This is a genomic window from Gammaproteobacteria bacterium, from assembly GCA_027296625.1.
Lineage (GTDB): Bacteria > Pseudomonadota > Gammaproteobacteria > JAKEHO01 > JAKEHO01 > JAKEHO01.
Genome location: JAPUIX010000116.1, coordinates 1 through 11,986 on the forward strand (window position 1 = coordinate 1; position 11,986 = coordinate 11,986).

General features: G+C 52.6%; 16 protein-coding genes and 2 rRNA genes. 10 read left to right on the forward strand and 8 right to left on the reverse strand.

Annotated elements, in window-relative coordinates; translation table 11 throughout:
- The 3 genes from O6944_06525 to O6944_06535 all read left to right on the forward strand — a co-directional run.
- A 23S ribosomal RNA gene (locus tag O6944_06525) occupies nt 1-423 on the forward strand; the annotation flags it as partial.
- A 189-nt stretch (nt 424-612) separates the two neighbouring features.
- Nucleotides 613-728 (forward strand): 5S ribosomal RNA (rrf, locus tag O6944_06530).
- 208 nt (nt 729-936) lie between these two features.
- Nucleotides 937-1,182, forward strand: coding sequence for a YdcH family protein (locus O6944_06535; GenBank protein ID MCZ6718787.1), 246 nt, complete (start codon nt 937-939; stop codon nt 1,180-1,182).
- A gap of 220 nt (nt 1,183-1,402) precedes the next feature.
- On the opposite strand, the gene O6944_06540 is transcribed toward O6944_06535, so the two are convergent.
- A complete protein-coding gene (locus O6944_06540) occupies nt 1,403-2,185 on the reverse strand; it encodes a sulfite exporter TauE/SafE family protein (protein ID MCZ6718788.1) in 783 nt (260 codons plus the stop codon).
- A gap of 139 nt (nt 2,186-2,324) precedes the next feature.
- On the opposite strand from O6944_06540, the gene cysB reads away from it, so the two are divergent.
- On the forward strand, nt 2,325-3,299 hold the full coding sequence (gene cysB / locus O6944_06545; GenBank protein ID MCZ6718789.1) for an HTH-type transcriptional regulator CysB: 975 nt from the start codon (nt 2,325-2,327) through the stop codon (nt 3,297-3,299).
- A gap of 59 nt (nt 3,300-3,358) precedes the next feature.
- On the opposite strand, the gene O6944_06550 is transcribed toward cysB, so the two are convergent.
- The 7 genes from O6944_06550 to O6944_06580 form a co-directional block, all read right to left on the reverse strand.
- Nucleotides 3,359-3,694 carry a hypothetical protein gene (locus O6944_06550; protein MCZ6718790.1) on the reverse strand — a complete coding sequence of 112 codons (336 nt, stop codon included), beginning with the start codon at nt 3,692-3,694 and terminating at the stop codon, nt 3,359-3,361.
- Nucleotides 3,695-3,716: 22 nt separating this feature from the next.
- Nucleotides 3,717-4,457 (reverse strand): phosphoadenylyl-sulfate reductase, encoded by a 741-nt coding sequence (locus O6944_06555; GenBank protein MCZ6718791.1) that lies wholly within the window; start codon nt 4,455-4,457, stop codon nt 3,717-3,719.
- Between the two features lie 301 nt (nt 4,458-4,758).
- Nucleotides 4,759-5,553 (reverse strand): YqgE/AlgH family protein, encoded by a 795-nt coding sequence (locus O6944_06560; GenBank protein ID MCZ6718792.1) that lies wholly within the window; start codon nt 5,551-5,553, stop codon nt 4,759-4,761.
- Nucleotides 5,554-5,625: 72 nt separating this feature from the next.
- Nucleotides 5,626-6,801 carry an aminopeptidase gene (locus O6944_06565; protein MCZ6718793.1) on the reverse strand — a complete coding sequence of 392 codons (1,176 nt, stop codon included), beginning with the start codon at nt 6,799-6,801 and terminating at the stop codon, nt 5,626-5,628.
- Nucleotides 6,802-7,011: 210 nt separating this feature from the next.
- Complete coding sequence (locus O6944_06570; protein ID MCZ6718794.1) at nt 7,012-7,797, reverse strand: DNA-binding domain-containing protein; 786 nt, start codon at nt 7,795-7,797, stop codon at nt 7,012-7,014.
- Nucleotides 7,794-8,648: a DUF692 domain-containing protein gene (locus tag O6944_06575; GenBank protein MCZ6718795.1), complete on the reverse strand. Its 855-nt coding sequence runs from the start codon at nt 8,646-8,648 to the stop codon at nt 7,794-7,796. Before O6944_06575 ends, O6944_06570 begins: the two co-directional genes overlap by 4 nt.
- A 94-nt stretch (nt 8,649-8,742) precedes the next feature.
- Nucleotides 8,743-9,000 carry a hypothetical protein gene (locus O6944_06580; protein ID MCZ6718796.1) on the reverse strand — a complete coding sequence of 86 codons (258 nt, stop codon included), beginning with the start codon at nt 8,998-9,000 and terminating at the stop codon, nt 8,743-8,745.
- A 295-nt stretch (nt 9,001-9,295) separates the two neighbouring features.
- On the opposite strand from O6944_06580, the gene O6944_06585 reads away from it, so the two are divergent.
- From O6944_06585 to O6944_06610, 6 genes are all read left to right on the forward strand, one after another.
- Complete coding sequence (locus O6944_06585) at nt 9,296-9,538, forward strand: hypothetical protein (protein MCZ6718797.1); 243 nt, start codon at nt 9,296-9,298, stop codon at nt 9,536-9,538.
- Between the two features lie 24 nt (nt 9,539-9,562).
- Nucleotides 9,563-9,832, forward strand: a complete 270-nt coding sequence (locus tag O6944_06590; protein ID MCZ6718798.1) for a hypothetical protein — start codon at nt 9,563-9,565, stop codon at nt 9,830-9,832.
- 132 nt (nt 9,833-9,964) lie between these two features.
- Complete coding sequence (locus O6944_06595; protein MCZ6718799.1) at nt 9,965-10,336, forward strand: hypothetical protein; 372 nt, start codon at nt 9,965-9,967, stop codon at nt 10,334-10,336.
- Between the two features lie 82 nt (nt 10,337-10,418).
- Nucleotides 10,419-10,856 carry a MarR family winged helix-turn-helix transcriptional regulator gene (locus O6944_06600; GenBank protein MCZ6718800.1) on the forward strand — a complete coding sequence of 146 codons (438 nt, stop codon included), beginning with the start codon at nt 10,419-10,421 and terminating at the stop codon, nt 10,854-10,856.
- A gap of 219 nt (nt 10,857-11,075) precedes the next feature.
- The gene (locus O6944_06605; protein MCZ6718801.1) at nt 11,076-11,306 is read left to right on the forward strand and encodes a hypothetical protein; all 231 of its coding nucleotides are present in this window, start codon (nt 11,076-11,078) and stop codon (nt 11,304-11,306) included.
- A gap of 15 nt (nt 11,307-11,321) precedes the next feature.
- A partial coding sequence (locus tag O6944_06610) for a trypsin-like peptidase domain-containing protein (protein ID MCZ6718802.1) occupies nt 11,322-11,986 on the forward strand: 665 nt, incomplete at its 3' end.

Below are 11,986 nucleotides of genomic sequence, written 5' to 3' on the forward strand. Positions count from 1 at the left end.
GACGGTGGTGTTTGGCACCTCGATGTCGGCTCATCTCATCCTGGGGCTGTAGCCGGTCCCAAGGGTATGGCTGTTCGCCATTTAAAGAGGTACGTGAGCTGGGTTTAGAACGTCGTGAGACAGTTCGGTCCCTATCTGCCGTGGGCGTTGGAGACTTGAGGGGAGCTGCTCCTAGTACGAGAGGACCGGAGTGGACGTACCTCTGGTGTTCCGGTTGTCACGCCAGTGGCACTGCCGGGTAGCTATGTACGGACGGGATAACCGCTGAAAGCATCTAAGCGGGAAGCCCCCCCCAAGATGAGGTCTCCCTGGACCTTCGGGTCCCTGAAGGGCCCTCGTAGACTACGAGGTTGATAGGCCGGGTGTGGAAGCACAGTAATGTGTGAAGCTAACCGGTACTAATTGCCCGTGAGGCTTGACCATATAACACCCAAGCAGTTTGGTGTTAGGTTGCAAGTCGGCCACATTGTCAGTGGTGTGGAAACGGCAACCGTTAAGATTGCGAATGTAATAACATCCCGAAGCGCATTATTTGGCTTCTCAGATTTTCATTCTCTGCCGACGTCGGAGTTTTGTCAGTACAGGCTTCGGGCAGAGGCGAGTGTAGTTTTGCCTGGTGGCTATAGCGAATGTGAACCACCCGATCCCATCCCGAACTCGGAAGTGAAACCGTTCAGCGCCGATGATAGTATGGGGGCTTCCCATGCGAAAGTAGGGCACCGCCAGGCGTCTAATCGAGCAGCCCTTGCAGGGCAACCTGCAAGGGCTTTTTATTTCATGGGTGTTAGCTCATGCAAGTTTTCGGTCGGTGTTTTGCAGGAAAAAGCTGAATGAGTGGGCTGAATTGATGTGCGGATACCTATGTGGTCACAGAACGCAATTACATTCTAAGACCACAAATGTGTGATGAGTCTAGTATGAGCACAGGAGGGTAATATGTTCGAGTTCGACGAGAAAATTGTTGAATCCCTATTGTCCCAAAATACTGACTTCAGGCGCCTATATGAGAAACACGGCGATCTTAAAGAGCGGGTCCGCGAAGCACATATCGGGACCTCGCCATTAGATGATGTCACGCTTGAGAATATGAAGAAAGAAAAGCTGCGTTTGAAAGATCAGATGGCGGCGATGATTGAGGATTACCGGGGAACTCATACCGGAGTCGAACGAACGCCGCACTAAGCGCGGAGTGTACGATTGGGCACGGCAACGATTCCGCTTGCCCGAAAACGCATTATAGGATTTCTGAGGTCTCTTAGAGGCAACACCCCAAACAGTCTCACTATTAGATACGCGACTACACACGCATCAGCGTCGTTCTCCAATGCTCGGTGCCGAAAAATCCGTTCTATCCCGTTGCCGAGATATCGAGGGATAACGTTCTTGGTTCTCTGGGCTTTGATTACAATGCGAACCGCAGCCCAATCACGAGTAACATGCTAGCAAGCACTGGGCGTACGACTTTATCGGGGAGCTGGGTCCCAAGGTGGCTGCCTAGATAAATTCCCGGTAGTGATCCAAGTAGCAGACTCGCGAGTAACATGAAGTCAACCGTACCTAGATGCATATGACCAAGTCCCGCAATGGCAGTGAGCGGTACGGCATGAGCGAGATCCGTGCCGATGATGGAGATCGCGCGTCGTCGTGGATAGAGAAAAAATAGAATAGCGGCCCCGAGAGCACCTGCGCCAACTGACGAAAACGTAACCAAGAATCCGAGAATCACCCCTGCAAAAATCGTCATCGGCGCTTGTAAGCGCCGATGGAGTGCACGCATGGTAGAAAGACGCTCATCTTGGCTAAGCGCTACGAGTCGCGCCTTAAATAGAAGCACCAGGGACGTGAGGATGAGGGCAATACTGAGCGACGATGTAATCAATCCATCATAGTTCACACCCTGCGCCTGCAACGCCTTCAACAGCCAAACGGCAACAAGCGCGGCTGGTACGCTGCCGAGACTGAGCAAACCCACAATTTTCCACTCGATCGTGCGATGTTTGTTGTGGACAAAGACACCGCCACATTTTGTGACGGCGGCATAGAGGAGATCGGTCCCAACGGCTATGGCAGGGGCGATTCCGAAACCCAAGACTAGGATCGGCGTCATGAGCGAGCCGCCGCCTACCCCGGTCAAGCCGATGATAAAACCAACTACAAAACCGGCAATCGTATAAAGGATTTCCATTGCGAATTGTTTTTTTCTATCTGAATGGCGGTCCTTATGATTCCCGCCCGGACTTGTAATGTAGCGGGCCTAATCTATACTGAAAAAGAATGATTAAGCATATTTTTATATTATTTAAGCATAAGGGAGCCGGCCTGCCGTGAAGTTGCAACAGTTGCGCTATATCTGGGAGGTCGCCCGCCACGACCTTAATATCTCGGCCACAGCGGAGAGCCTTTTTACCTCCCAACCGGGGATCAGCAAGCAGATCCGGACTTTGGAGGACGAGCTGGGCGTAAAGATCTTCTACCGCAGCGGCAAGCATCTCACTGAGATCACGTCAGCGGGTCAGGCGATCATCGACATGGCGGGTGAAATCTTGTCCAAGGCGGAAAACATTCGTCAGATCGCTGAGGAGCATAGCGACGAACAAAGGGGCAGCCTGTCAATTGCGACGACTCACACGCAAGCACGGTACGTGCTTCCCCCTATCATCCAAGAATTTATCAATCGCTATCCAGAAGTTGCATTACACATGCACCAGGGCACTCCCATGCAGATCTCAGAGCTTGCATCTAAAGGCACAGTCGATTTTGCTATCGCTACTGAGGCGTTGGAGCTGTTTGATAATCTGATCATGATGCCGTGCTATCGTTGGAATCGCAGTGTCATCATTCCCCATAAGCACCCGTTGGCAGGTCGAACCAATCTCACACTTGAAGAGCTTGCCAAATATCCAATCGTTACTTACGTCTTTGGTTTTACTGGCCGCTCACAACTCGATAAGGCTTTCCAGGCGAAAGGTCTTGAACCGCACGTCGTGTTTACCGCGGCTGACGCGGACGTCATAAAAACTTATGTAAAACTCGGTCTCGGTGTCGGAATAGTGGCAACGATGGCTTATGATCCAAAGATGGATGGTGAACTCCGTGCGATAGATGCGAGTCATCTATTCAAGCCAAGTACCACCAAAATTGGTTTTCGACGTGGAACGATCCTGCGCGGGTATATGTATGAATTTATAGAACTCTTTGCTCCCCACCTAAAACGGGAGGTTGTGGATCAGGCGATCGCCGCGCGTTCAAAGGAGGACATTGACAATTTATTTGGTGGAATGAAATTTCTGAATTACTGAACGATTTCAATGAGCCATCGGAGGCTGTTCAGTTGTTTAGGCCGGCGAGAACAGCGATATCAGATGTAATCGAGATCTGGATTTTGTTCTATGATCTCCGCTAACTCCTCGCCCTCGGCGACCTTGTGGTGAAGAACTTCCTTTAAGAACCGAAAGTAAACTGTGTAGATGTGCTTTGAGCCGCTGTCATCTTCGACGATAAAAAACGGCGCGTGCTCAATTTTGTGGCTCATGGCCAGCTGCATCCCTTCGCTTTCGGGATCCCGTTCATCGGCTATCACGATCCGATCGATTCGCCCTAATAGCCCTTGACGTTCCAGGCGATCTTCAACTTCGGCACACTTCCGACACCGGGAGCCATCATGCTTGATTTTTGTGATCATGGTGATGTGCATGGCGATAGCCTATTCAGATTGCCTATTCATTCGCTGCTTTGTTCACATTGATAGCGTGAAGGCCACACTCCTTGAGCGTTTCTTCTTCCCACCACCAGCGGCCTGCACGCTCATGTTCGCCAGGAAGTACCGCCCGGGTGCACGGTTCGCAGCCAATACTGATATAGCCTTTCGAATGCAACTCGTTGTAGGGGACGTCATTTTCCTTGATGTACTGCCAGACTTTCTCTGAGGACCAGTTAGCCAGGGGATTGAATTTGATGAGCCGGTGATCAGAAGTCGAGAAAGCGAGGTCTTCTTCCACCACTGGAATTGACGCTCGCGTACCCGGACTCTGATCCTTTCGCTGTCCAGTAATCCAGGCATCCAGGGTATTAAGTTTGCGCCGCAACGGCGCAACCTTTCTAATCCCGCAACACTCTTTGTGGCCATCCTTGTAAAAGCTGAATAGGCCCTTTTCTCTTACTAGCGCCTCGATGGTGGCGGCATCGGGCGATAGCATTTCCAGTGCCAACCGGTAGTGGCCGCGTACCTGCTCAAGAAACCGATATGTTTCGGGGTGCAGCCGTCCCGTATCCAATGAAAATACTTGCACCCCCTTTTTGATCTTTGTTGCCATATCCACTAGAACTACGTCCTCAGCGCCACTGAAGGAGATGGCGATATGCTCAAAGCGCTGGAGCGCTAAGCGCAGGATTTCTTCTGGGCCCTTTGTGTCGTATTGTTGGGCCAGTTGCTTAATGTTGAATCTTGCATTCGTCATCTAGGATGCCTCGGCACATTCGCTGCAGAGCTCAGCCGCTTTATGCGGAAAGCCCTCAATTTTAGCAATAGGCCCTTATTCCAATAAATAATAACTTATTATATTTATATGCCGAAATATCGCCAGGGGCACTCGCCACCGGTGCAATTGTCGCCATCCCAATCAAGAGCCAGCCACCGAAAGATGCGCTGAGAGTGATAGATTGATGGACATCTCGCGCTGTTAGGCCGGGGTCCCGAATCTGACCACTAGAGCGAACCTAGCCGGCATCGCCGTCCCCGAGCGCGGGCTCATAAGACCTTTATTTCGCCAACGACGTGACGAGAAAGGGGCTCCCTGAGGCGCGCTCGCCCACTTGTACCGGCCGGTTGCGCTGGTTCATCACCCACTGGCCGGATAGGAATTTAATAAGGTCCGGCCAAATGCTATTGGGTGTTTTGTCGAATACCGTCTCGGCATCGGCCTGTACGATATGCCAATCACCGCGCAATACTTCCCTTTCCAACTGCCCCGGCGCCCATCCGGCATATCCAGCGTAGACATGCAGGGCATCGTCTAGTGGGTCAGCCGAATACAAACGCGTCAGCGTATCCATGTTGTCAATGAGATAGACGCTGCCGAAGACGTGTTTGACGTCCTCCGAGGCATCGTCGGCGCGGATTAGGAGTCTGATACTGTTTACCTGCACCGGCCCACCTAGGTAGATGCTATCGGGACGGTTAGCCAGCATCGTGAATTCGGGGAAAGCGACGGCAAGAGGCACCGAAGTTGGCCGGTTGATGATAACCCCCATCGACCCCAATTCACCGTATTCTGTCAATAATATGACGGTTTTTCTGAAGTTCGGGTCAACCAGACTCCGGCTGGCAACGAGAAATACGCCCTTACCCAGGGCTTGTTTTTGTGCAGGGTTCTGCGAATAGTCCGGGGATCGGACAACCGGAATCAGATGGATTGTCCTATTCGCATCGCTGGGTCCGAACAGGCAATCCCTTGCGGCTGACGCAGGCGACATCTCCGCATCGGTACCCTGGGCAAAAACAGCGGGGAGCGGTGATAGCTGCAGCACGACAAGTATTGCGACAATGCAACTCATGTGCCTTGAGAGCCAACAAGCAATGTTGCGCCATGCATTCACGGACAATCGTCAAAGGCAGATCACAAAATGTTAACCATACGTCCGTGGCGCGGAGACTTCAAGGCATGAACCGTCGGTGCACGGATAACAGCTTTGTGCAGAGGCTGATGAAGTGTGTGGCCTATGAGGGGCAGCGCGGTGTAGGCTCCTAGCGAGCATGCGATTAAGTTTAGCGTCGCGTTCTCCTTCGGATAGCGCACCCAGCGCCGCCGCGCGTTGATAGAATGTCTCAAGGTTCTCACTGGCTTCCTCGAGCATTGTCTGAAAAGCCGGGATGTATTCCCGATAGGTCGCTACTGCAGCGAGCTTCGCATTGTTCAGGTCGCTCGCAAACCAGCTGTCGTATGCGTCATATCCGTTCCAACGGCTCTTTAACTTCACATAGTCTGTGCGCATGTCGTCGAAAATTGTTGCCTTCATGGCACGTTTTTCAACTGGCAGGCGTTCTGATGAATACAATGCGTCAAGCCGTGTCCGGATCTTGAGTACCAGAGTGACAAACTGCGCTTCCCGAACTTCCTCCAGATGAAAATGATGCTGTATGTTTGCCGTACCATGGGCTTCCAGCCAGCGACATACGCCTTCCTGTGCAACCGTGTCTGCAAACGCTTCATTGAAGGCTGTATCGTCGCGAATGTAGAGTTTTTGGTGGGCGAGTTCGTGGAAGATAACTTTGGCGATGCGTGTATCGCTCCACTGCAGCATCGTGTTTAGAACCGGATCGTCGAACCAGCCCAATGTCGAGTAAGCGGTGACCCCGCCGACAAACACGTCGTAGCCTTGTTTTCTTAACGACTCTGCATATTCATCGGCGCTATCTTCTGAGAAATAGCCTCGGTAGCTCAGACAACCCACGACCAGATAACACCAGGTTACGGGTTCGAGCGAAAACTCGGGTGCGGCGAAGACATTCCAAACAACGTATTCCCGGTTGAGATCGGCATAATTCTTGTAACTGCCATTGTCTGGCAGGCTCAATTCGTTACTTGCGAATTGTCGCATCTGAAGCACCAATTCAAGTTGCTGTTTAAGTTCCCCAGGCGTGTCCGGATCGTCGATGACGGTGCTGATAGCTTCGCGATTTGCCAACAACTCAAGCTGACCATTGAGTGACTGGACGTAGTAGGAAACACTCCCACAGCCTGCAAGGGAAAGGAGCGTTGCAACTAGCGAAATAAGCCAATAGGGAAGAGGATAATCAAACATCTTATGAAATTGCCATGCTTTGAAGTCATTCGGCTATCTCTGTACTGCTTGCTTACCTCCAAAGCTCTGCCCGTCCCGCTAAGTGTTCCGAAACGGATAGGTGAACGTAGAGCAGTAACAGCCTGTCTGTTTTATGGGCATCTTCCACTTGCAAAGGGAAAGGGCGTTAAAATCAGATTGGGAATGCGCTTGGCAAGGACAGGCGCGCCGCTACGGGCTGAGGTCGATCCTTGTGATCAAACCTGCGGTCACCCAGCCTTTCAAAAGTGATGCGGCACGCGTTGCGGCTCTGTCATCGCCAACCCATCTGCAAAGGCCCACACAAATCGAACCGAAGGTTCCGCGGTCGATAACGGCGTCAATGGCCCAGGCTTCGTCGCCCGCAAGTGATCGAAACAGGGTTTCCATCTCTTTGCGCCAGATCAACCAGGCCAAGGGTGATTCGGCTGCTTGAGGCGGATCGGGGGCATCGTTCTTCGTAATGGCCTTCCAAATGGGCACGACATTCCACTGCAGATTGAGCCGCCGCAGGGTGGGATGAAGCATAAGCCGCATTTCGGGCCAGCGTTCGGGCGGGATCGCCGCTACCTGTTCCGCAGCCACCACTATACTGTCTTCCGCATCAAAGACTTCCGCCAAGGTCCATTCAAAGGCGGCCATCTCTGTCAGGATGCGTTGGCTCTCGTAAGCAGCTGTACTGCGCAGATATTTTGGCATCGTTGCGCCGAACCAGCGAACCGAGCGAGATCGGGAAGGATACGCCTCAATGTAAGCCCGTCCGAGCTCCTCGAATTGTTCGTCTCCCATGAACTTGTTCAGCGCCGGATAGTCTTTCTTTAAGGCTTCAAGGAGGCGAAGCCTATAGGCTTCCGAGTAGATGGCAAGTCGGGTCGCCGCACTGGCTTTTTTGGTGCTGATAATCCGATCGACGATTCGATCGCCCTGATGTAACAGATGGTCCTGGAAGCATTCCTGCAGCTCCCGCAAATTGTTCATGCCGCCGCTACCTTCATTATTTCACCGGCGATGCGACGGGCCTGATTAAGTTCCGTAAGAAGTTCTTCTAACGGGGGGATATTATCGTCGCGTTCGATCATTGTGGAGACGGCCCCAAAACGGCGTACGGCGGCTGCATAAAGCGCCCATACGGGATCGATTACTGATGCATCATGAGTGTCGACTATGTAGCTCCCGTGATTTGCGTGTCCTGCAAGATGGAATTGATAGACACGCTGACTCGGGATAGCGCTTAAATAATCGTGTGGATCGAATTCATGATTAAAGGCGCTCACATATATGTTGTTTATATCTAAAAGTATGAGACAGTCAGCACGTTCTGCGATTGCGCAGAGGAATTCCCATTCGGTCATTTCCGATTTCTTATAGGTCACATAACTGGTTACATTTTCGATGAGGATCTGTCGGCCCAGGTAATCCTGAACGTGATTAATCCTGGAGACGACGTGCTCGATGGCTGATTCCGTATAAGGCAGAGGCAGGAGATCATGCATGTTGTGCCCGCCTACGCCAGTCCAGCACAGGTGGTCAGAGATCCAGGCGGGTTCAATGCGTGATGCAAGCTCCTTGAGTTGCTGGAGATACTCGCTGTCCAAAGGGTCAGCACTGCCAATGGATAGCGAGACGCCATGCATGACCATGGGATAATGCGCCCGGATGCGATCAAGGTAATACAGGGGCTTGCCCCCCGGGACCATGTAGTTTTCCGAGAGGATTTCAAACCAATCGATACCCGGCCGATCTCTCAATATGGCCTCGTAGTGATCCGGGCGCAGTCCAAGCCCGAACCCGAGATATGGCCGGTTTGGTTTGTCAGCGGGTTCCGCCATAGTGATTGAAGTGCGAAGATTTAAAAAAGGCCAGGCGCGATCTTATGACCGGGACGCGCCTGGCCCTCAATGCTGCTGAGATAACATCAAACGATTAATCGCCGACCTGCCCATCGAGTTCTTCGCACTGCTCCTTGGTTGCCTCGATAAAGCCTTTGCCCTTACAGGCATTCTGGCCTCCGCAAGCATTATCTGCCGTGGCACACGCGCCCTTGCCCTTGCAGGCGTTGACGCCGTAGCAGTGGACGGTGCCTTCCTCGGCGGCAACGGCCGAGGATACCGGGGCCAACGCAAACAGGCTGGCGGCTGCCACAGCAATGGCGACACCGGAAAGCTTTGTCGTTGTGCTCATATCCTTACTCCTCCTCTGTAACAGGTTGTTCGTATTGATCGGTCCACTTGCCTTACATGTGCGCCAAACGGACCCAACGCCTATTAGACAGATCCCGGAGGCAAAATTCTCTATTTCGCTCAGTGGAGCTACTGTTTCCTGGAGCCGTGCAGCGCCCACCGAGCTTGACATGCCGGCAACTTTAGTGTATATACACATATCATAATTCTGAAGGCCTCCGGGGCAAACTCTATTGGGGGCTTATTTTTGAGGCGATCAGTGCATATACACGGTATAACTCAAAGGATTACTTAAGATGAACATCACGAAGCGACAAGGCAGCCCATCGGCCCCTGGCCGTCGTGGCATCAATATTGCCAATCAAGCGGTTTCTCATGAAGGCGCGGAGCCCGAAGAACTTGTGGTCTGGACCATCGAAGATTTTGGTGAACTCCTGCCGCCCCATAAGGCCTTGAATGCGGATGGCGATGAGGCCTTATGGGACCGTAGTGGTCCGCTCGAGTACGAGCACAGTTTGCTCGGTTCTTTTAACGATTAACTTCATTTACTGAGGAGATGCATCATGAAAAATAACATTTTTGTAACCATTCTGGCACTCGCTGGCGCGCTCGTAAGCAGTGAGCTCGCAGCGGACGGCTTTCAGCCCTTGGCTCGTGACGCCAATACGGCGTCGAATGAGGTCATTGAAAGTTCAGCAGAGCTAAAGATCACGCCTTGGTACCTGCAGGAGACTAACGGCAGAGTCGATAGCGAGGCTGTTGGAGAAAATGCGCAGGCCTACCAGCAGGATCAGGGGAACTTGAACGGTTTTCATCCCTGGTATGTGGGCTGAGACTTGAGTGTGTGAGGATCGTGATAGGGTCGATGCCGGTGATTGCCGGTATCGGCCTGCCCACGGCCCCGCAGTTCTGAAAGCCACTGGATCAGGGTATCGAAAAACGCGAATTTTGAACGAGAGCTTGCCATGAAACTCTTAGACTTGCTGACAATGGACTACCCGTCATTGTTAGCAGCCGTTGTGTTGCTTCTGCCCACCGGATATACCGAGGGCGGAATGTTGCCACACGCCTGCACGGACTTCGCACACGCTGCCTATCTTGTTACGGCTGAGGTACGGAACAAGGAGTTTCCGCTATCCGATTTCCTGGCGAGCCTTGAAGCAGTGGAAATGACTGACTACAAGCGCGAGCAGATCGAGGCAGCGGTTCGATGGGTGTATGGGCAACAGATCGATAGTCCCGTTGTCGCCAAGCTAACAGCAATGGCCATGTGCCTGGGTGAAAAACAGCGGATGGCTGACCCCACAAATCGTGCTCGATGGGAAGGACCCTATTAAGCAGAGATCATCGCACAGTAATTTTTGACAGCCACTGATAAAAGGTGTATATACTCTTATTATGGCCAAGAAGATGCGAGACATGTTAAGCAATTGTCAGGAGGCCCAGGCGAGCTGTGCCTGTTTCAACTTGCGCAAGGCGGCGCGCGCGGTCACGCACTTTTACGAAGGATTCCTTCAAGAAACGGGACTGAGGGTGACGCAGTTATCGATTCTCTTTGCAAGCTACCTAGCCGGTGAAGTCACGGTGTCGCGTCTCGCTGATGAACTTGGCATGGACCGGACGACGCTCACCCGCAACCTGAAGCCACTTCAAGACCAGGGATTGATCTCGGTCAAATCAGGGGGGGACCGCCGGACTAAGGCGATCACATTGACACTAAAGGGTAAAGAGGTACTGAGTCGCGCCTTGCCAATGTGGAAGAAGGCGCAAGAACAGCTTGTTAGTCGGTTGGGCAGTGGTCGATTCAGATCGCTGCTTGTCGAGTTATCGGCAACGGTTTCAGCCGCTCGTTCCTAGTGCTCGTTGGTCGGTCTGATCAAGGACCTGTGGGTGCTCTAATACACCTGTGACGTGGCCAATCCTCATAGTGCGATTTTGGAGGATTGAATGATGGAGAAATCCTTTCTATGGCAACTCTATGTGATGACGTACACATTATTTTTGGGGTTACCATTGCTATTTTTTCCTAATGCTCTTCTACCGATGATCGGTTTCAACACGACAGACGAGCCCTAGGTGCGGGTCGCGGGTGGTATGTTGCTCGCGCTTTCCTATATCACGTTCACAATCTATCGAAAGCGGATAAAGGAGATGATTCTTCCGACCATTGCCGTTCGCTCGGGTCTCGTTGTTGTCCTGGTTACATTGGGATTTACAGGAGGCTATCCGGCTTTTTACGTCATAGCTGAGATTGTTTTGGTGGGTGTTATCGGCACGGTGGCATCGCTCCGACTTGACAGAGAATAGGACGTATCGAACACGATGAACGATCTGAACGCAGATATCGTTTTGTTACCGGTAACCAGGCGCTCGGGCCAGCAGGATCGCCCCGGCAACTCATATTCGGACGAATACGTTCGCGGGGACCAAGATCTCCTCGATGCCTATTCCCGTGCGGTTGTTAACGTCGTAGAGAAAGTTGGCCCAGCGGTGGTCGCGATTGCTGTCAAGACGCGCAGCCGGTCTCGCCGTACATCCGATGTTGCGGCAGGATCGGGTGTCATTATCACGCCTGATGGGTTTGTCCTCACCAATAACCATGTTGTGGAGCAGGCCGACACAGTTGAGGTCCGCCTCACGGATGGGCGCAGCGTCCCGGCTCAGATTATTGGCACGGATCCACCGACTGACCTTGCCCTCATACGCGCACAGGCCACGGATCTGCCGTTCGCCGAGTTAGGGGATTCCGCCATTCTCCGGGTTGGTCAATTGGGCATCGCAATCGGCAACCCGCTTGGTTTTCAGAGCACCGTCTCCACCGGGGTGATTTCGGCATTGGGTCGCGCACTCCGAAGCCAATCCGGCCGCTTGATTGAAAATGTCATCCAGACGGACGTGCCCCTCAACCCCGGTAACTCTGGAGGGCCGTTAGTGGATAGCCGCGGTCGCGTTGTCGGGATCAACACCGCGATCATCGCAATGGCCCA